The sequence below is a fragment of the Streptomyces sp. TAA040 genome, from assembly GCF_000424845.1.
On sequence record NZ_AUKR01000022.1, the window covers coordinates 60,267 to 80,529 of the forward strand.

General features: G+C 73.5%; 17 protein-coding genes. 12 read left to right on the forward strand and 5 right to left on the reverse strand.

Going from position 1 to position 20,263, the window contains the following annotated elements; translation table 11 throughout:
- The first annotated feature begins 6 nt into the window (after positions 1–6).
- The 10 genes from H300_RS0117835 (at position 7) to H300_RS29390 (ending at position 13,856) form a co-directional block, all read left to right on the forward strand.
- A complete protein-coding gene (locus H300_RS0117835; RefSeq protein ID WP_028428524.1) occupies positions 7–747 on the forward strand; it encodes a class I SAM-dependent methyltransferase in 741 nt (246 codons plus the stop codon).
- Positions 731–5,029 (forward strand): alpha-(1->3)-arabinofuranosyltransferase domain-containing protein, encoded by a 4,299-nt coding sequence (locus H300_RS27560; protein WP_051270156.1) that lies wholly within the window; start codon positions 731–733, stop codon positions 5,027–5,029. The genes H300_RS0117835 and H300_RS27560 overlap by 17 nt, the downstream gene beginning before the upstream one ends.
- Entirely contained in the window at positions 5,026–6,381 is a 1,356-nt protein-coding gene (locus H300_RS31165) for a condensation protein (protein ID WP_106966867.1), read from the forward strand. Before H300_RS27560 ends, H300_RS31165 begins: the two co-directional genes overlap by 4 nt.
- Positions 6,381–7,103, forward strand: coding sequence for a class I SAM-dependent methyltransferase (locus tag H300_RS0117850; RefSeq protein ID WP_028428525.1), 723 nt, complete (start codon positions 6,381–6,383; stop codon positions 7,101–7,103). The genes H300_RS31165 and H300_RS0117850 overlap by 1 nt, the downstream gene beginning before the upstream one ends.
- Positions 7,104–7,105: 2 nt before the next feature.
- The gene (locus H300_RS27570; protein WP_199779205.1) at positions 7,106–8,185 is read left to right on the forward strand and encodes a DMT family transporter; all 1,080 of its coding nucleotides are present in this window, start codon (positions 7,106–7,108) and stop codon (positions 8,183–8,185) included.
- The gene (locus tag H300_RS0117860; protein WP_028428526.1) at positions 8,175–8,387 is read left to right on the forward strand and encodes a Trm112 family protein; all 213 of its coding nucleotides are present in this window, start codon (positions 8,175–8,177) and stop codon (positions 8,385–8,387) included. The genes H300_RS27570 and H300_RS0117860 overlap by 11 nt, the downstream gene beginning before the upstream one ends.
- Complete coding sequence (locus H300_RS27575) at positions 8,384–9,268, forward strand: FkbM family methyltransferase (protein WP_078516107.1); 885 nt, start codon at positions 8,384–8,386, stop codon at positions 9,266–9,268. The genes H300_RS0117860 and H300_RS27575 overlap by 4 nt, the downstream gene beginning before the upstream one ends.
- Entirely contained in the window at positions 9,238–11,139 is a 1,902-nt protein-coding gene (dnaG, locus tag H300_RS0117870) for a DNA primase (protein WP_028428527.1), read from the forward strand. Before H300_RS27575 ends, dnaG begins: the two co-directional genes overlap by 31 nt.
- A gap of 237 nt (positions 11,140–11,376) precedes the next feature.
- A complete protein-coding gene (locus H300_RS27580) occupies positions 11,377–12,573 on the forward strand; it encodes an RNA polymerase sigma factor (RefSeq protein WP_486583925.1) in 1,197 nt (398 codons plus the stop codon).
- A gap of 161 nt (positions 12,574–12,734) precedes the next feature.
- Positions 12,735–13,856: a hypothetical protein gene (locus H300_RS29390; RefSeq protein ID WP_158678381.1), complete on the forward strand. Its 1,122-nt coding sequence runs from the start codon at positions 12,735–12,737 to the stop codon at positions 13,854–13,856.
- An 81-nt stretch (positions 13,857–13,937) separates the two neighbouring features.
- On the opposite strand, the gene H300_RS0117890 is transcribed toward H300_RS29390, so the two are convergent.
- The 4 genes from H300_RS0117890 to H300_RS31545 all read right to left on the reverse strand — a co-directional run bounded on the left by H300_RS0117890 (position 13,938) and on the right by H300_RS31545 (position 17,374).
- Complete coding sequence (locus H300_RS0117890) at positions 13,938–15,389, reverse strand: FGGY family carbohydrate kinase (RefSeq protein WP_028428528.1); 1,452 nt, start codon at positions 15,387–15,389, stop codon at positions 13,938–13,940.
- 175 nt (positions 15,390–15,564) lie between these two features.
- Complete coding sequence (locus tag H300_RS0117895) at positions 15,565–15,975, reverse strand: rodlin (RefSeq protein WP_028428529.1); 411 nt, start codon at positions 15,973–15,975, stop codon at positions 15,565–15,567.
- A 361-nt stretch (positions 15,976–16,336) separates the two neighbouring features.
- Positions 16,337–16,747, reverse strand: a complete 411-nt coding sequence (locus H300_RS0117900) for a rodlin (protein WP_028428530.1) — start codon at positions 16,745–16,747, stop codon at positions 16,337–16,339.
- Between the two features lie 471 nt (positions 16,748–17,218).
- Positions 17,219–17,374 carry a hypothetical protein gene (locus tag H300_RS31545; RefSeq protein WP_158678382.1) on the reverse strand — a complete coding sequence of 52 codons (156 nt, stop codon included), beginning with the start codon at positions 17,372–17,374 and terminating at the stop codon, positions 17,219–17,221.
- Positions 17,375–17,535: 161 nt separating this feature from the next.
- On the opposite strand from H300_RS31545, the gene H300_RS0117905 reads away from it, so the two are divergent.
- The gene (locus H300_RS0117905) at positions 17,536–17,706 is read left to right on the forward strand and encodes a hypothetical protein (protein WP_028428531.1); all 171 of its coding nucleotides are present in this window, start codon (positions 17,536–17,538) and stop codon (positions 17,704–17,706) included.
- Between the two features lie 215 nt (positions 17,707–17,921).
- Positions 17,922–18,098, forward strand: coding sequence for a hypothetical protein (locus H300_RS31910; protein ID WP_199779206.1), 177 nt, complete (start codon positions 17,922–17,924; stop codon positions 18,096–18,098).
- Between the two features lie 113 nt (positions 18,099–18,211).
- On the opposite strand, the gene H300_RS0117915 is transcribed toward H300_RS31910, so the two are convergent.
- The gene (locus tag H300_RS0117915) at positions 18,212–19,297 is read right to left on the reverse strand and encodes a lytic polysaccharide monooxygenase (RefSeq protein WP_028428532.1); all 1,086 of its coding nucleotides are present in this window, start codon (positions 19,295–19,297) and stop codon (positions 18,212–18,214) included.
- Positions 19,298–20,263: the final 966 nt, after the last annotated feature.

Below are 20,263 nucleotides of genomic sequence, written 5' to 3' on the forward strand. Positions count from 1 at the left end.
GCGCCACTGAAGGACCCCTCCGTCCGCAGGTCGCTCGCCCTGTTCCGGGCGTTCCGCCGGGAGCAGACGGACCCCCAACACTGCTACCGGCTGCTGGCCGAGGACTCCGCCGCCCAGCTCGAACGCCACCTCCCGCTGCGCGGGGCGACCGTGGTCGACGTCGGGGGCGGCAGCGGCTGGTTCACCGAGGAGTTCCGCCGCCGCGGCGCGCGGAGCCACCTCTTCGAGCCCGACCCTCGGGAGTTGCACGCCGGCGGGCGGCGGCCCGCGGCCGCCGTGCTGGCCGACGGCTACCTGCTGCCAGTGGCCGACGGAGCGGCCGACATCGCCTTCTCCTCCAACGTGCTGGAGCACGTCGCCGACCCGCAGACGTTCCTCAGCGAAATGGTCCGGGTCACCCGGCCCGGCGGACTGATCTACGTCTCCTTCACCAACTGGTACTCGCCCTGGGGCGGCCACGAGACCGCTCCCTGGCACTACCTCGGCCACCGCCGCGCACGGGCCCGCTACGAGCGGCGCCGGGGCCGGCCCGCCAAGCACGTCCTCGGCGAGAACCTGTTCGCCGTGCACATCGGTCCCACCCTGCGCCACGTCCGGGGCCGCGACGACGTCGAGATCGTCACGGCCCGCTCCCGATACTGGCCGTTCCTGGCCGGCGCCGTCACCCGGATCCCGGGTCTGCGCGAGTTCGCCACCTGGAACCTCCTTCTCATCCTGCGGCGGTGTTCCCATGTCGACGACCACTGATTCCACCCTCCCTCTCGCACCGACCGGGAAGGAGCCGGAATCGGCGGAGCAGCCCCGCGGCAGACGCTGGCTGCTGGGGTTCTTCGGTGCCGCACTGCTGGCCTTCGTGCTCGCCGCGCCCGGCAGCATGACGTTCGAGACGAAGCTCGGCGTCGCCCTGGACCCGTGGAAGTTCCTCGGCGACCTCGGCCAGGTCTGGTCGGACGGCTCGGGTTTCGGCGGCATCGCCGACCAGTACATCGGCTACGCCCTCCCGATGCTCCCCTTCTACGCTCTGGCCGACCTGCTGCAGGTCCCGATCTGGCTGGCCGAGCGGCTCTGGCTGGCCCTGGTGGTGACCACCGCGTTCTGGGGTGCGCTGCGTCTGACCGAGCGGCTGGGCATCGGCTCCGCCGCCGCCCGGCTCCCCGCCGCCGCGGCCTACGCGCTGTGGCCCACCTTCACCATCATCGTGGGCTCCACCTCCGCGGGCGCGCTGCCCGGGGCGGTGCTCCCATGGGTGCTGCTGCCGCTCGCCTCCACCGTGCTCTCCCCCCGGGTCGCCGCGGCCCGCTCCGCGCTGGCGATCCCGTTCATGGGCGGCGTCAACGCCGCCTCCACTCTCGCCGCGCTCCTGCCGGTGGGACTGTTCCTCCTCACCCGCACCGGGCGCCGCCGGCGGGCACTGCTGGCCTGGTGGATCCCCGGTGTGCTGCTGGCCACCCTGTGGTGGGTCGTGCCGCTGCTGCTCCTCGGCGCGTACGGCGAGGACTTCATGCCGTACGTCGAGCAGGCCGTCAACACCACCAGCACCATGTCGGCTGTTGAGATGCTGCGCGGCGCGGGCAACTGGGTGGCGTACCTCAACTTCGGCGAGGCATGGCTGCCCGCCGGGTGGTTGCTGGCCACCGGGGTGTTCGCCGTGCTCGGCACCGCGCTGGCCGCCGGGCTGGGCCTGGCGGGCCTGGCTCGCCGGGACATGCCCGAGCGGCGCTGGCTGGTGCTGACCGTGCTCACCGTCTCCGCCGTGATGCTCGCCGGATACGGCGGCGCGCTCGGCGCCCCGTTCGCCGAGACCGTCCAGAGCTGGCTGGACGGCCCGCTCAAGCCGTTCCGCAACATCTACAAGTTCCAGCCCGGCCTGGCACTCGCGCTCGTCCTGGGGCTGGCCCACCTGACGACCGCGCTCGCCAACCGCCGTCGGCCCGCCCCGCCGGGCCGACGTGCGGCGACGCAGCGCGGCCGGCGGTTCCTGCCGGTACTCGCCGCGGCCCTGGTACTACCCGCGATGGCGCTGCCCTACGCCGGCGGCCAGGTCCTGCAACCGGGCGCGTTCGACAAGCTCCCCCGCCACTGGGAGCAGACCGCCGACTGGCTCGCCGACCAGGCCCCGAAGACCCGCGCTCTGGTGGTGCCGGCGACCGCGCACGGCATCTACACCTGGGGTTCGCCCATCGACCAGCCGCTGCACGTGCTCGCCGACTCGCCGTGGGCACAGCGGGACTACGTCCCGTTCGGCACCCCGGGCGAGCGCCGGTCGCTGGACGCGGTCGAGCAGGCGCTGATGAGCGGCGGCGAGGTGCCCGGCCTCCGCGGGTTCCTGGCCAGGGCCGGACTGCACCACGTCGTCGTCCGCAACGACCTCGATCCCGACCAGATCGGGTACGTCCCGCCGCAGACCGTCGCCCGGACCCTGGAGTCCTCGGGCTATCGCCGAGTGGAGAGCTTCGGCCCGCTCACCACCGGTGGCCGGATCGCCCCGGAGACCCCGGTGGAGATCCAGGGCTTCTACCCCCGCCAGCGGTCGGTGGAGATCTGGGAACCGGAGGGGCAGGACCGGCCCGGAACCGTCGCGATGCAGGCCGTCTCGGACACCGTGCAGGTCAGCGGCGGACCCGAGGCGCTGCTCCCGCTCTCCGCCGACCCGGCGTTCGCGGACCGGGCCGCGGTGCTCACCGGCGACGCGCACCCCGGACTGGACGAACCCTCCCTGCGGGTCACCGGCGACGGGCTGCGCCGGGCCGACACCCGGTTCGGCCTCGTCAACAACAACACCTCGTACACCTACACCGCGCAGGAGCGGAACCACCCCGGAAGCGCGCAGAACCCGGGCGAGGAGCCGAAGCAGATCCTGCCGGTCGACGCCACGGGGCACCAGACGGTCGCGACCCTGCGCGGCGCCGCGTCGGTCACCGCGTCCAGCAGCGGCAACTGGCTCTTCCACCTGCCCGCGTTCGACCCGGTCCACGCCTTCGACAACGACCCCGCCACCGGCTGGGCGGAGGGCGGCTCCGAGGGAAGCGAGGGCGAGTGGATCCGGATCGGGTTCACCGAACCGACCGCCGTCCCCGGCTCGCTGGAACTGCTGCCGCTCGACGGCGGCGAACTGCGACCCGCGCCCACCGGCGTCCGGGTCGAGACCGAGCGCGGCCGCACCGAGGACACCCTCCAGCCCGGCGGCGGACGCCAGACGGTCGACGCTCCGCGCGGTGAGACCAGGTGGCTGAAGCTGACCCTCACCGACGTCCAGGAGAGCAGGCCCGGACTGACCGGAGCCGGGTTCGGCGAGATCTCGATCCCCGGCGTGCAGGTCACCCGGCTGCTGTCGCTGCCGGCCGACGCCCCGCAGGACGCCTCTCCCGCGGGCGAGCTGTACTCGATGCACCGGGTCACCGACCCGGGCGGGCTGTCCCCGGCGGGCGCGGAGAGCGGCCTGCACCGGGAGTTCGAGGTCGGCGGCTCCGGCGCGCACACTCTCCGGGCGAGCGCCGTCGCGGTGCCGGGGCCGGAACTCGACGCGCTGCTCGACCGGTCCGCACCCGGCACCCGGGAGCGGATCACCGCGTCGGCGGCCTCAACCAGTCCCACCGGGACCTCCCTGAGCGCCCGCAACCTGGTCGACGGCGACCTGACCACCGCCTGGATCGCCGGAGAGGAACCCGTGGTCCACCTCACGTGGCCCGAGACCCGGGAGATCGACTCGATGGTGCTCTCCGGCGCCGGCGGCATCTCGGCCCGGCCCACCGAGGTCGAGCTGTCCTCCCCCGACGGCGCGGTCACCACGGCTGTCGACGAGAACGGATGGGCCCGCTTCGAGCCGATGGAGACCGACGAGCTGACCGTCACCGTCACCGGGACCGCCCAGCGGACCCTGCACAACCCCCTGGCCGGCGAAGCCCTGCAACTGCCGGTGGGCCTCAACGAGATCCACCTGCCCGCGCTGGAGGACTTCAGGGTGACGGCGCCCGGCCCGGACACGGAGTTCGAGCTGCCCTGCGGCGAGGGCCCGCCGATCGCCGTCGACGGCACCCTGCACGCCACCGAGGCTGCCGGCTCCGTCCGGGACCTGACCGAGCGCCGACCGGTGGATGTCGCCCTGTGCGCCGGGGAGGGGGAGGACGGCACCCTCGACCTCGACGCGGGCGCTCACGTGCTGGAGACCGGCGGCGCCGGGCCGCTGGCGGTCACCGCCCTCACCCTCACCCGGGGCGACACCGCGCCCCGCGCCGGCGGCGCGCCACGCACCGCGGAGGCGGGCGACTGGGCGGGCGACTCCCGCGCGGTCGAGGTCGGCGCCGGCGCGGCCGGGTACCTGCGCACCCACATGAGCGCCAACGAGGGGTGGACGGCGACCCTCGACGGCGAGGAGCTGTCCCCGCTGCGCCTGGACGGCTGGCAGCAGGGCTTCCTGGTCCCGGAGGGGTCCGGCGGCACCGTGCGGTTGGAGTACACCCCGTCCGACTGGTACCGGGCCGGTGTCCTCGGCGGCTTCGCGGGCGTCGCGGTCCTGCTCGGACTCGCGCTGTTCCGCCGCCGGTCCGGCACCCCGCTGGGCGAGGAGCGGCCCCCGGAGCCCGGGTGGGTACTCGGCGCACTCGCGCTGACGGCCGTACTGGCACTGGTCAGCGGACCGTACGCCCTCGTCGTCCCGCTGCTCGCGCTGCCGGCCCGACTGCGGCCCGCGCTACTGCCGCCGCTGGCCCTGGCGGGCATGCTCACGGCGGGCGTGTTCACGGCCGCCGCCGCCAGGCCGGGCTTCCCCGACAACGTGGGCGCCTACGGGCACCCGGCCCAGGCGCTGGCGCTCCTCGCGCTCGCGGCGGCGCTGGTGACCGTACCCGTCCGGCGCGGCTCGGACCCGGCGCCGGCCGCCGGGCACAGCGGGCCCTCCCGCCCCGCGGCCGAACCCGTGCCGCCGTCCGCGCACCCGGCTCCGGAGGGTGCCGGGACGATCGGCGCGACCCCGCGGCCGCGGCAGGCCGCGGACCGTACCGTGCCCTCCGGCGAAGGAGCCGAGCGATGAGCACCCGACTGATCCCGTTCCCGACCGTGGACGAGATCTCACGGCACTGCCGCGACGAGACCGAGCCGGACACCGTGCACATCGAGGTGCACCTGCCCGGAGTCGTGGACACCAAGCGGTTGCGGACCGCCGTCCGGGAGGCGCTGGAGCGCCATCCGCGCATCCTGGTACGGCAGTCGGCGCCCCGCTGGTGGCACCGCCGGTACCGCTGGGAGCTGCTGCCCGCACCGGACACCGACCCCGTCGTCCGGCTGGGCGGCACCCTCGCCGCCGCCCGGCGGCGGGCCATGACGGACAGCCCGCCGCTGACCGGCTCGCCGCCCCTGCGGATCGAGGTGTTGGAGCCGGACGACCCGGGCAGCACCGCGGGCGGCACGGTACTGCTCGTCACCCTCAACCACGTCGCCCTGGACGGCCCGGCCTGCCTGCGCGTGCTGGCCACCGCGGCGGAACGCTACGGCGGCGCGGACAACGCCCCCGCACCCGCACCGGTCCGCGGGACCTCCGCACCGCAGGTGCCGAAGACCGCTCCCGGTGGCTCTCCCTGGGAGCGGCCCGCCCGGATTGCCGGGGAGCGCACGGCACAGGGGGCGCCCGAGCCCGGCAACGGCATGCACCTCGCCGCGCTGCCGCTGCCGACCCGGCCGAGGGGGGCGCCGTGGACGGTCAACGACCAGCTCCTGGTCGCCACCTGCCTGACGAGCGTGCGCTGGAACGAGGAGCACGGGCGGCGGGCGCACCCGGTCCGGGTGACCATGCCGGTGGACGACCGGCCGCGCACCGCGGACATGCCGATCGGCAACGGCACCCGTCTGGTGGAGGTGATGTTCGGCGGCGAGGCCCGCCTGCCGCGCGGAGCCGCGACGCAGCGCGACGGGATCGAGCGGCTGCTGCGGGCGACCGCGCTCCGCACCCGGGCGCTCAAGGCGGCCCCGCGCCCTCCACTGGGCTTCAGCGGCGACCTGCTCACCGCGCCCCTGCTGCCGGTGGGCGCGCGGGCCGCGGGGGTCCGGACGCTACGGGCCGCCGCCGGGCCCTGGGCCTCCACCACCCTGCTGTCCAACCTCGGCCGGCTGGCCTACCCGCTGGACTTCGGGGACGCCGGACGGGCCGCCGCCGTCTGGGTGTCCGCCCCGGCGCGGATGCCGCGTGGCCTGTCGGTGACCACCGTGTCCACCGGCGGCCGACTGCACCTGGCGCTGCGCTGGTCGCGCGCCCTGCTGGACGACGACGCGGGCCGGCGGCTGGGCACCCTGTTCGCCGAGTGCCTGGCCGCGACCGCCCCGCCGCCGTCCGGACCGCGGCACCCGAGCGCGCCGCAGGCGCAACGCCCCCGCTCCGGGGGCGCGTGATGGGCGCCCCGGCGGACAGCCTGCGCACGCTGTACGAGGACCCCGGCACACCGGTCGCCTCGGGCGCCGACCGCTCCCGGCGGCAGGCCGCCCTGCTCGCACGGGCGATGGGCTCCTCGCCCGGCACCGTGCTGGACGTCGCCTGCGGTGACGGGAGCGCCGCCGCGGCGGCGGCGGGGACGCTCGCCGCCCACCGCGTCGTCGGCGTCGACTGGTCGCAGGACGCACTGCGCCGGGCGAGCGCCCACCTCACCGCCGTGCGCGGCGAACTGACCGGCCACGGTCTGCCGTTCGCGTCCGGGGCGGCGGACGCGGTGCTGTTCAGCGAGGTCATCGAGCACCTGGTCGATCCCGACGCGGCACTGGACGAACTGCGCCGGGTGCTCCGTCCCGGGGGCCACCTGCTGCTCTCCACCCCCAATCTGGCGGCCTGGTACAACCGCGCCCTGCTCCTCGCGGGCGTCCAGCCGGTGTTCTCCGAGGTGTCGCTGCGCGGCATCCACGGCCGCCCCGGCTCGCAGGTCGTCGGCCACCTGCGGTTGTACACCGCCCGTGCGCTGCGCTCGATGCTGCCGGCCGCGGGCTTCGAGGTCGTCACCGTGGCCGGCGCGCCCTACCACGACGTGCCGCGGCCGCTGCGTCCGTTGGACCGGCTCGCCTGCCGGGCCCCCTCGCTGTCGTCCATCCTGCTGGTGCACGCCAGACGGAGCCGAGGAGACTAGCCGTGTGGTGGGGGGTGTCTGCGGCGCTGTGCGCGAACCTGCTGATCAGCGTCGGTTTCGTCGTGGAGAAGCGGGCACTGTCCGCACTGCCCGCGCTGTCCGCCTCCCGACCGCACCTGCTGGTCCGGCACCTGCTGTGCAGCCCGCTGTGGCTGGTCGGCGCGCTGTCACTGGGGCTGGGTTTCGTCGCCCAGCTCGTCGTGTACCGCACGCTGCCGCTCGTCGCCGCGCAGGGCCTGTTCGTCACGGGGCTGGTGATGCTGATGCTGCTGTCCTCGGTCTTCCTCGGGGAGCGCCCCAGCGGCCGGGAGCGGCGGTCGATGGCCGCCGTCCTGGCGGCCCTCGTCCTGATCGTGCTCTCGCTGCGCGGCAGCCCGGAGGCGATCAGCCGACTCGCCCCGGTGCCGGTCGTGCTGGCCGTCTGCGTCCCCGCGCTGGCCTGCGGGCTCGGCCTGTTCACCGCCGCTGAGCGGCGCGGCAGGCGCCGCCACCGCCTGCCGACCACCGGAGTGCCGTACGGGGTCGCGGTCGGGTTCCTCTACGGTGTCAGCTCTCTCGCCATCAAGGGCGTGGCCGGGCTGCTCGACGCGGACGGGGTCGCCGCCTCGCTGACAGCGGCGCTGGGCTCCCCCTACCCCTACCTGCTGCTCGTCACCGGCTCCACCGGGCTGGTGCTGTCGCAGACCGCGCTGCAACGCTGTCGGGCCTCGCTGGTGGTGCCGGTGTGCACCACGGTGACGTTCCTGTTCACTGTGACGGCCGGGACGGTCGCCTTCTCCGAGCCACTGCCCGAGGAGCCGCTGCGGCTGGCCCTGCGGCTGTGCGGCTCCCTCCTCGCAGTCTCCGTCCTCCTCACCCTGCCCCGCCACGACGGGTCTCCGGCCGCCGTGCCCGGCCCCTCGGTCACCGGCCCGCGCGTCTCCGCGTCTCCACCGCCTCCCGCACCGGCGCGGGTGAACCGCGCCGGGCGGAGCGGCCGGACCGTCAGCGCCACCGCCCCCGCGCATCCCGCCCGCGCCCCGCGCTCCCTCCCCCGTCCCCCGCACGCCCCCCGTGAGAGAGGCCATCGCCATGTCCCCTGACGACCCGCTGTTCGCCATCCTGGGCTGCCCCATCGACAAGGGGACGCTGCTCCTGCTGCCCTCCGGCGACGCCCTCTACAACCCCCGGCTCCGCCGCCGCTACCCGGTGCTGGACGGCATCCCGCAACTGCTGCCGTCCTCCGGCGTACCGGTCGACGACGCCGAGCACGCCCGGATCAGCGAGGAGGCAGTGGTCCGATGACGCTGGCCGCCCGACTGGGGCCCCGGCTGCCGCCCGCAGTGGTGGCGGGGGCCGCCGCCGCGCTCTACCCGCGCTTCGAGCCCGAACTGCGCCGGCTGGCCGACTTCTGTCCGCCCGGCGGCACCGCGGTGGACGTCGGCGGCTGGTACGGCCCCTGGACCCGGCGGATGGCCCGGCGCGCGGACCGGGTCGTCACCATGGAACCCGTACCGCACCTCGCGTCCGCGCTGCGCCGGACCGTGCCTGCCAACGTCGATGTACGGCAGGCCGCCGCCACCGATCACGAGGGCCGCGAGACGTTGTGGCTGCCGCCGGGCGGCCGGGGCGACCGCGGCGTCTCCTCGCTGGTCCGCCGGGAGCGGGTGCACACCGTCCCGGTCGAGGTGCCCTGCCTCCCCTTGGACGCGCTGGACCTGACCGGGGTGCGGCTGGTGAAGATCGACGTGGACGGCGGCGAGATCCCGGTGCTGCACGGTGCGGCCCGGCTCCTCGACCGCTGGCGGCCCGCCCTCTTCGTGGAACTGGAGAGCCGGATCCAGCCCTTCCAACCGGTGCTGGACCTGCTGGACGGGCACGGCTACCGAGGCTGGGTGCTCCCGGGCCGGACCTGGGTGCCGCTGGACCGCTTCGACCTGGCGGGCCACCAGGAGCGGACGGCGCACGTCGCCGAGCACGGGCTGCTGCGCCGCACTCTCACCCCGCGCCGACGGTACGTGAACTCCGTCCTGTTCCTCCCGCACGGCCGGGCCCCGGGCGAAAGGGCCGGCGCCCGAACCGGCGACCGCGCGCCGGCCCCACCCCGGCGGGCTGACCGGCGGGGCCACCCGCTCCGGGCCGTACACTGCTGGACGTGGCCGGCAGGATCAATGACGAGGACGTGAAGGCGGTGCGGGACGCGGTCCCGATCGACGCCGTCGTCTCCGAGTACCTCCAACTGCGCGGCGCCGGCGGGGGCAACCTCAAGGGTCTCTGCCCCTTCCACGACGAGAAGTCGCCCTCCTTCCACGTCAGTCCGAGCAAGGGCTTCTACCACTGCTTCGGCTGCCAGGAGGGCGGGGACACCCTCGACTTCGTGATGAAGGTGGACCACCTCTCCTTCTCCGAGGCCGTCGAGCGGCTGGCCGCCCAGGCCGGGGTCACCCTGCGGTACGAGGAGGGCGGCTACGGCCGCGCCAGCCAGCAGGGCGAGCGGACGCGACTGGTCGAAGCGCACCGGGCCGCCGCCCAGTACTACGTCGAGCAGCTCGGCAGCCCGGAGGCGGAGGTGGGCCGCCGCTTCCTCGGCGAGCGGGGCTTCGACCAGTTGGCGGCGGAGCACTTCTCGGTCGGCCACTCCCCCGCCGGCTGGGACCACCTCACCCGCTTCCTGCGCGGGAAGGGGTTCACCGACAAGGAGCTGATCCTCTCCGGTCTGTCCCAGGACGGCCGCCGCGGCCCGATCGACCGGTTCCGCGGCCGGCTGATGTGGCCGATCCGGGACATCACCGGCGAGGTCGTCGGATTCGGCGCCCGGAGGCTCCGCGAGGACGACAACGGCCCCAAGTACCTGAACACCCCCGAGACCCCGATCTACAAGAAGTCGCACGTCCTGTACGGCATCGACCTCGCCAAGCGAGACATCGCCAAGGAGGGCCGGGCGGTGGTCGTCGAGGGCTACACCGACGTGATGGCCTGCCATCTGGCCGGGGTCACCACCGCCATCGCGACCTCCGGGACCTCCTTCGGCGAGGGGCACATCAAGATCCTCCGCCGGCTGCTGATGGACAACTCCCGCTCCGAGGTGGTGTTCACCTTCGACGGCGACGCCGCCGGGCAGAAGGCCGCGCTGCGGGCCTTCGAGGACGACCAGAAGTTCGCCGCCCGCACCTCGATCGCGATCAGCCCGGGCGGGATGGACCCCTGCGAGCTGCGACTGGCCAAGGGCGACGCCGCGGTGCAGGAGCTCATCGACGGGCGCGCGCGGCTGTTCGAGTTCGCCCTGCGCTCCGTCGTGGACCGGCACGACCTGGACTCGGCCGAGGGCCGCTCGGCCGCGCTGGAGGACGCCGCCCCGATCGTGGCGCAGATCAAGGACGGCTCGCTCCAGCACGAGTACGCCGTCCGCCTGGCCGGGCTGCTGGGCATCCTGGACACCCAGTTCGTGGTGCGCCGGGTCGGCCGGCTGGCCCGCTGGAAGCGGGAGGGCGGCGGCCGACGCAGCGGCCCTCCCCGGTCGTCCGCCCCCGCGGCCCCCGTGGCGGAACCCGCCGTCCGGATCAGCGGGCCCCCGCTCAACCTGCGCAGCCCGGCCCACCTGGTCGAGCGCGAGCTGCTGAAACTGGCCCTCCAGTTCCCGCAGCTGGTGTCCCCGGTCTTCGATGCGTACGGCGCCGACGAGTTCACCGCACCACCGTACGCGGCGGTGCGCACGACGATCGAGGCCGCCGGAGGCACCTCCGGCGCGGACGGCGACTTCCTGCCCCGCGTCCGGGAGGCCGCCCCCGACGACTCGGTGCGCAAGCTGGTCACCGAGCTGGCGGTGGAGTCGCTGCGCAACCCCGGCAGCGGGGAGCCCGACCCGTCCTACGCGGGTGAGCAGCTCGTCGCGGTGCGACTGGCAGCCGTCCGGACCAGGGTCGCCGAGCTGGAGGGGTCCGCCCGGCGCCTCGACGCCCAGGGCGCCCACGACAGGTCCGCCGGGATCTGGCAGGACCTCTGGGTGCTCCAGCAGTACGCCACCACGCTGCGCGAGCGCGGCGCCGCCGCCCTGTAGCGGCGCCCTCGGCACCGCGGCGGAGCCGCCGCGGGGAAGCACCGGGACGGGCACCGCCCCGCCGCGCTCCGTAGCGGACTCCTGCCCCCCGGTAGCGGATCGGCCCAGAAACTGCGCGCAGACCCCTACTGGGCGGGGTGTGTCGTACCCCACACTGAGAGCGGTGCCTGAGTCCTCGGAGCGCGATTCCCCGGCCCACGGATCCGCTCACCGCGGCGGGACCCGAAGACGGCGCAGCTGCTGCCGTGCCGGTCCCGCCCAGTACGCCGCCCCGACCGGCAGCGATCATCTGGAGGTCGCCCCGTGCAGACCCGGACCCCTTCCACCGCCGTGCTGATTGCTCCACACCGGTCCACCGATCCGCCCGCGGCGCCACCGGACACCGGCACTCCCGGCCGCGTGCCGCCGCGGGAGGCCGTCCCCTACGACACGCGCGACGGCGCGGTACCGCTGGAGGCCGTCCCGCCGCAGGGCCCGGCCCCGCGGCCGGCGGCCGAGGCCGCCGCGCGGGCCGGGACCGGCGCCCCGTCCACCGACCTCTTCCGGCAGTACCTCCGGGAGATCGGTCGCATCGCGCTGCTCAGCGCCGCCGAGGAGGTCGAGCTCGCCCGCCGGGTCGAGGCCGGGCTCTTCGCCGAGGAGCGGCTCACCCGGCCGGAGCCCCTGGACAGTGCCACCGCCCTGGACCTGGACCGCCTCGTCGTCCTGGGCCGCCTCGCGAAGCGCCGACTGATCGAGGCGAACCTCCGGCTCGTGGTCTCAGTCGCCAAGAGGTACGTCGGCCGCGGGCTGACCATGCTGGACCTGGTGCAGGAGGGCAACCTCGGGCTGATCCGCGCCGTCGAGAAGTTCGACTACACCCGCGGGTACAAGTTCTCCACCTACGCCACCTGGTGGATCCGGCAGGCGATGACACGGGCGCTCGCGGACCAGGCGCGCACCATCCGGGTGCCGGTGCACGTGGTGGAGCTGATCAACCGGGTGATCCGCGTGCAGCGCCGCATGCTCCAGGAGCACGGCAGCGAGCCGACCCCGCAGCAGATCGCGGACCACCTGGACCTGCCCGCGGCCCGGGTGGTGGAGGTGCTGCGACTGGCCCAGGAGCCGATCTCGCTGCACGCACCGGTCGGCGAGGAGGACAACGTCAGCCTCGGCGACCTGATCGAGGACAACGACGCCGCCTCCCCCGCCGAGTCCGCGGCCTTCATGCTGCTGCGCGAACACCTGGAGGCAGTGCTCTCCACCCTCGGCGAGCGGGAGCGCAAGGTGGTCCAACTGCGCTACGGGCTCGCCGACGGGCAGCCGCGGACCCTGGAGGAGATCGGCCGGATCTTCGGCGTGACCCGGGAGCGCATCCGGCAGATCGAATCGAAGACCCTGGGCCGGCTCCGCGACCACGCCCTGGCCGACCAACTCCGCGGCTACCTGGACTGAGGCCGCCCCGGTGCCCGCGCGGCACGGCCGGGGCGGCGGAGCAGTCAACCCCCGTACTGGCGTCCGATCCAGGCAGTCGGCCGAAAACCATCGCATTACCGGACCTTCGGACGGGCAGGTAAGGACGGCCTGTCACATGAGCAGAAGGACCAGGGGATTGCATGGGGTGGAGAGACGTGCTGACAGCCGTCAAGGCGCTGCACGAGAGGATGACCGACCCGGACACCGGCGTCGCCGCACTGCAACGGGAGATCGTGCAGGGCCGGGAGCGCGTGCTGGAAGCATCCGAGGCGGTGGCCGCGGGTATGCGGCACGAGGCGAAAGAACTGCGTCAGCGGCAGGACCGGATGCGGAGCGAGCTCACCGAGACCCGCGGTGAGGTGCAGACGCTGCGAGTCGAACTGGCCCAGGGGCTGCGGCCCGCCGCGGCCCGCACCGAACGGCCGCCCGAGGGTGCGCCCAAGGCACCCGCGCAGCCGGACGGGAGCCCCGCGAGGGCGCAGGAGACCGCGGAGACACAGGCACGAAACGAGCCGGACGACGCACCTGCCGAACGCGCCGCCGGGCACGAAACGCTCCCGGGCGCACCTTCCGGCGGCGTGCTGCCCGGCAGCACGCGAGGGGTGCGCCAGCGCACCGGAAACCCCCACGAAACGGTCGTCGACCCGACCGGAGCAGAAGAGGAACCCATGAACCGGTCCGCCCCCCAGCCCCCGGCCGAGCAGCCGGACACCCCGGCCACCGAGGAGCTCAAGCAGGCGGTGGAGGAGGCCTTCCGGGGCGCCCCCGAACCGCACACCGCAGCCGTTCCGCCGCGCGGCGGAACGGCGGGGACGGCAGGGACGTCCGACCCGCCCGACCCGCGGATCGCGCACGGCCTGCGGCTGCTGCGGGCGGCGTCCCTCTCCTCGGCGATCCTGCTCTGCCACCGCGACGGCTGGGAGTTCCTGACCCGCCTGGCGATCGGCCACCCGCGCTTCCGCATGCCGCCGTCCGTCGCGGACCGCGGAGAGGGACGCGTGGAGCTGGCCCTGTCGGGCCCGTGCCTGGTCGCTCTGCTGATCAGCCTCTGGGACACGAGGCGGGAGGCGGACTTCCTTGAGGCCGACTGGGCGCTCGCGGCCGCCGCCTACGAGCGGATCGCCCGCGCACTGGACACACCCACCGGACCCGGGGGGCGGCGAACCGTCCTCCTCACCCTGGACGACGGTCTGCCGGACACTCCGGGAGACCCGGACGGTACGGCGCACCACTCGGACGCACCAGCGCCGACATCCGCCTGAGGAGAGGGAGGCACACAGCCCCGCGGACGATGCCGGCCCCCGGCCCGTCCGCGGGGTGCGCCCCCGCCCGAAGCGGCGGCCTCACCCCGGGAAGGCCCCCGGGTGGTGCTGGTCGCGCACGGCAATGTACTGCTGGCGGACAGCCTGACCCACCGGCAGTGCCTCCCCGCACTCGAACCGGCGGCTCTCGGCCGCGGGCCAGCGCGGCGGTTCGTGCGCGGAGAGAGTCCCCTGGGAGACGCCGAGCGCCCACGCCGCCTGCCGGGCGGCGCCGAGCGTGGTGTAGTCGGCCGGCTGGGGAACGACGACCGGCGTCCCGAACAGCGCGGGGGCGAGTTGCTGCACCGCGTCGAGCTCGGCCGCCGAGCCGAGCAGGAAGACCCGCTGGACCCGGACCCCGCGGTTCCGCAGCACGTCCAGCGCGTCCGCGAGCCCGCAGAGCATGCCCTCGAAAGCGGCCCGCGCCAGGTGCTCGGGCTTCATCGACTCCCGGCGCAACCCGGCCAGGGTGCCCGCGGTGTGCGGCAGGTCCGGGGTTCGCTCGCCCTCCAGATAGGGCAGGAGCACCAAGCCGTGGGAGCCGGGAGTGGACTTGAGCGCCAGCTCCGACAGCCCGGCCAGGTCTGTGCCCAGGAGTTCGGCGGTGCCGCGGAGCGCGCGCACGGCGTTCAGGGTGCGCACCACCGGCAGCTGCATCCCGGTGGCGTCGGCGTACGAGGTGATGATCCCGCCAGGGTCCACCAGCGCCTCGTGGTGGATGGCGGAGACCGAACCGGAGGCTCCGAGCGACACGACGGCGTCGCCGAAGCCGACCCCCAGGCCGAAGGCCGCGGCCATGGTCTCGCCCGTTCCCGCCGAGATCAGCAGCCCTTCGGGAGTCCGTCCGGCGATGTCGGCGGGACCGATCACCTCCGGCAGCGCGACCCGGTGACCGAGGGCCACCTCCACCAGGTCCGGACGCCACGTGGCGGAGGCTGCGGACCAGTACCCCGTCCCGGAGGCGTCACCGCGGTCGGTCGTGCGCCGCTCCGGGCGTCCCAGTAGCTGCCAGATCAGCCAGTCGTGCGGTTGCAGCAGGGCGGTGATCCGGCCCGCCGCCTCCGGCTCCTGGCGGGCGAGCCAACGCAGCTTGGCCACCGGGTGGCCGGCCTCCGGCACGCCGCCGACCGCCCGCACCCAGGCGTGCTTGCCACCCAGGGCGTCGACCAGGTCCGCGGCGGCGGTCTGGGCCCGGGGGTCGTTCCCGATCAGTGCGGGACCGATCGCGTTGCCGCCGCTGTCGAGCGCGACGAGCCCCTGCTGCTGGGCGGAGACGCCGATGGCCTGCACGCCCTCCAACAGGCCGCCGCCGGCGGCCTGCCCCAGCGAGACCAGCCACGCCTGCGGGTCGATCTCGGTGCGCTTGCCCGCCCCGCTCCCCTCCGGGACCGGATGCGGGGCATACCCCTGCTTGATGACGGCGCCCGTCTCGGCATCACACACCACGATGCGGGTGAGATCCGACGAGCTGTCCAGACCGGCGACTATCCCCATGGGAGAGATGATGCCGTATGGCCCCGGGTGCTCGTTCCGCACCCTTCGCCCCCGCCGGACACGGCCGGACACGGAGCAGCCCCCGCCCCGGTGCGGAGTACGCGGGACGGAGGGCTCAGCCGCGCGGCCCCGGCCGGCCGGAGTCGCCGTCCGGAGCCGCCACTGCGCAGAGGTGTCAGCCGCGGGCCGAGACGGAGCCGTTCTCGGACAGCACCGGGATGTCGTTCAGCACGTGCGACAGCGGGTCGTCGCCGTCGATCTGGGTCGAGTTCTCGGAGCAGTTCTGCGCGTTCGAGCTGGTCAGGATGTCCTGGACGGTGACCGGGACGACGCCCACGACGCTGCCGACGTTCAGCTTGTCGCCGAGGACGGTGGCGCAGAGCTTGTTGGCGGTGTCGTTCACCAGGCTCATGTTCGGGCTCATGTAGCCGCCCGTGGTGGTGTTGCCGTACTTCTGCATGGCGTGGTTGCCGTTGGTCGTGGTGTGACCCTGGTCACCGACCGCCATGGCGGGGGAGGCGGCGATGGCCGACACGCCGACGACGGAGGCCGCAGCAGCGGTGGTGGCGAGAACCTTCTTGATCACGAGGTTTCCTTTTCTTTCCAGTCTGGAATTTCCCGCTGCCGGAGGCACGCGCGGTCCCCGCCCAGCGGAGGTCGAACAAGGGAAATCACCGCTCCGTGCCACGGCGTCCCCGCGCCCGGCAACCGCCGGCAGCGGGCTGGAGCGAGCGCTCGCACACCGGGGCCCCGGAGAGAGGGGCGAGGCGTGGTGTGCACAGCCGCGGCACACACGCGTCGTCGTCCGTTCCCGAGAGCCCCGCGGGCGCGCGGCAGCCCGCCGGCCCGTTGCGGCGACGGTGCGGGGCAGCGGAACGCGGTGGCACGGAGTGGGGGCGCTCCCGGGCCGCGGAAGTGTCCGACGACCCGGGAGCGGAGAGCGACGGTCAGTCGCGGACCGAGGCCGCGCCGTTCTCCGAGAGGATCGGGATGTCCGACAGAACGTGCGACAGCGGGTCGTCGCCGTCGATCTGGCTGGAGTTCTCGGTGCAGTTCTGTGCGTTGGAGCTGCTGAGCAGGTCCTGCACGGTGACCGGAACGAGGCCGACGAGGCTGCCGACGTTGGCCTTGTCGCCCAGCACGACGACGCAGGGCTTGTTGAGCGAGCCGTTGACCAGGCTCATGTTCGGGCTCATGTAGCCGCCCGTGGTCGTGTTGCCGTACTTCTGCATGGCACCGTTGCCGTTGGTCGTGGTGTGACCCTGGTCACCGACCGCCATGGCGGGGGTGGCGGCAACAGCGGACACGCCGACAACCGAGGCCGCGGCCGCAGCCGTGGCGAGCACCTTCTTGATCACGAGATTTCCTTCTTCCGAGTCTGGAGTGCCCCGCTGCCGGAGCAAACTGGTCAACTCGCAGCGGCCGGAGAAGTTCTGATCCTTCACTCGCTCGGCGGAGTATGAGTATCTTCAGGTCCGCGTCACCCCCGCCCCGCGGAACCCACCCTCCCGAGCGGACCGGCACCGGCCGTGGGAGGGCGCTCCCGGAGGTGCACGGAAGGGGCCGGAGGGCGCGCGTGCGCCCGTACCGCACACCGAGGGGCCCGGTGCGACCTGCGGGTCGCCCCGGGCCCCTCGGGAAGGTCCGGCGCTGCGCCGGGGAGCGGTGGAAGGACGGGGTCCCGCGCGGAGGACTCACGCGCGTGGGGCTTCAGTCCGCGCGGCCGGGTGACGGCGCCGTCCGGCGCGGGCTGCGTGCAGCTCCCTCAGCGTACGGCTCCGGTCCGCGGCGCGGAACGCGGGACTGCGGCGGGCCACCCGGACGCTCGCTCACCTGCGGCTGCTGATCAGGCTCTTGAGCAGGCCCATCCGTCCTCGCGGTGCCGTCGACCGCGCACCCGCGGGCCGACCGGCGGACCCACCGCTGAATTTGCGCAGGGCGGCGGTAATCAGGCCGGCCTTTGCCGCCTTCTTCAACGAGAACATGACACACCCCTTTACCTGGCTGTTCTTCTCGTACGTTCCTCTCCTCGGGTGCCCCGGCCCTCAACTCCCAAACCAAAACACCCGCTTGCGAAACCAGCAGAAAGTCATGTGCATGTCTATGGCGCGGAGGGGAACTCGCTTTGCCAGGAGGTCAATCGATTATGAACGCACTACTTCTTGTCCTGTTGCTGGCCGTGATCCTTTTTGCCGCGGGCTTCGCCGTGAAGGCCCTGTGGTGGATCGCCGTGGTCGTCCTCGTGGTGTGGCTGCTCGGCTTCGTCGTCCGGCCGACCACCGGAGGCGGCCGCCGCGGGCGGTGGTACCGCTGGTAGTCGGCCCTCAGATCGTCGCCGCCCACCGACTCGCCGCTCCGCGCGGCGCGGTGAACGGCGGCCGGGGGTTCGTCCCCGTGGCCGGTGCCCCTGGCGGCGGCCACGGGTCGCACGACACCCGTTCGCCGGAAGCGTGCTGCCGGTGACCACACGGTCACCGGCAGCACGCCCCGTATCCGGAAATCTGATCACGCCGATCGGCAGGAGAAATCAGAATGCTGGCATTCGCCGCCGCAGTGCTCTTCGGAATCGCCTTCATCCTCAATGCGACCGGAACGTCGACCGAAGCCGTCTTCAGTCCCACCAGCCTCACGCTGCTCGGACTGACCCTCCTCGCGGCCCACTCGGGCGGCCTGGGAGGCGGACTGCCCACCCGCGGTCGGCGCCGCTGACCCGAGGGCCGCCGACCCGTGACGCCCGACTGCCGGGCACGTGCCGTACCGGGGTTTCTGCGTGCAGGTGGATCGGGCACCCGCGTGCGGGTGCCCGATCCACCTGCACGGTGCTACGGAGTGAGGCAACCGATCGAGCCGACCGGCAGATTGTTGCCGTTCGAGGTGGCGTTGAAACCGAACGTCACACTGTCGCCCGGTGGGACAGTGCCGTTGTGGTCGACGTTGGTGACCACAACTGCGCCGTCGGAGACAGGGCTCAGGGTTCCGTTCCACACCTGGTCGATGCTGGTCCCGTCGCCCGGCTGCCAGCGCACGGTCCAGCCGTTGAGTGCGGTGGTGTGGTGGTTCATCACCTCGACGGCTCCCTGGAAACCTCCGTCCCAGCGATTCGTCACCGAGTAGACGGCCATGCAACCACTGTGCGGGTCGGTCGGATCGGTCGGATCGGTCGGGTCAGTCGGGTCAGTCGGGTCAGTCGGCTCCCTGATGCCGGTCACCTCTCCGTTCCCGCCGTCGAAGACGATGTCCGAGCAGGAGAAGAAGTTCTCCTGACTGTCCGACCGCACCCACTGGATGAACATGATCGCGTCACCGGAGCGAGCCGAGGGCAGCTCCAGGTCCCAGTAGTAGTGGCCGGACTCGCTGCCCGGCGAACCGGACTGGGGCGGATCGGTGACGGTCTCGACGAGGTCCAGGTCGTCCCAGCCCAGCGGCGTCGTGGGCGAATAGCCGGGCTTGGAGATGTACACCCGGAACTCACCCGGGTGCGCGGCCCAGTTGCTGTACTTGATCCCGATCGTCTCCCCTGAGGTCAGGTGCGTCCGGGGCCAGTCCGAGCGCGCGGCGTTGTATCCGGTGAAGTCGTACGGCGACCGGTCGCCCGCACTGCACAACGTGCCGTCCGGGACGTAGCCCGGACCACGCCCGCCCGCCTGGGAGTCGAGCACGGCGAACCAGTTGTACAGCGCGTTCGAGCCGCTCTCCGCGAGCGCCGCCTTGCACGCCTCGTTCGTCGGGTCGAGCGCACCCGTGCCGGTCTTGGCGTCCAGATAGCAGAGGTAGGTCCGCGACCCGGGTGTCATCGCCACACCGTGCGCCTGCGCGCTCTTCTGACTGATCAGGACCAGCCCGAGCCCGCTGAGCAGGGTTGCCAGTACCGCCAGTAAGGACAGCGATCGTTTCGCGTTTCGCGCCATGGTGTCTCCTGTGCGGGAAGAGGTGTCCGTCTGTCGACGGACGTGGGATCCGATCTGGTCAGCGGGGGTTCCGCACACCGCGTCGTCACCGCGGGAACACTGCCGGTGCCGACGTCGCGCACGTCGTTGACGAGGAGCACGGGCCCTGAGGGCAGCCCGGAGAGAGGTCGCCGGCACGCCGGAAAGGACGCCGCGTGCAAGGGATCCGCTCGCCGGAGAACGCCCCGGTGCAGGGAAGCCCTGGAAACCGCGTCGGTGGGATCGCTCCCACCGATCGCACTTCTGGCGACTGTAAGAGTAAGTGGTGTCCATGACAACCCGTCGCACACCGATCGTTCGCACGGATCCGCCGGAGCGCAGCACGGCGCCCCGGTCGGTGCCGCCCTTCACTCTCGTGAGAGACCTCGCGGCAGCGCGGAGTGCCGCAAAGGGCCGGACCAGAGACGCCGACGTGCGTTGGCACGCCGCGACGGCGGTTCCGCACCGCACGGAGCGCGGCGTATACCGTGGGAAGCCGACCCGGAGATCCCCGTTCCCCGGGTCGGACCGATTGCGCCCGATCGCTGCGGTGGGCGGGTGGGACTCGAACCCATAAGCGTGACGCCTCTCACCTGCGATGATGCCGAAACACCGGACATAGTCACCCGTTTCCATCCGACTGGATCCGGCTCGATCCCGCACGGGTGGCTATCGGTTAGGTGTTCGCCACACCGCAGTTCATCGCGGGCCTTCGGCCGCACGGGACCGCTGCAGGCAGCCCTCCCCTTCCTGCCGCTGAGGCACCCCGAGCCCCTGTGAAGCGGTCCAGTCCTCACGGCCTGGGGCTCCCTGCGGTAGTCACGTTCCGTGGTGGAGGACCATCCCTCCTGCGGGAAAGCGACGCTTGTCTCCCGGCAAGACCGCGACAGCCCGCACGCGGCCCGTGCCGTCACCCGCGAGACGCCCGCCCGGTCATGCGGGCGGACG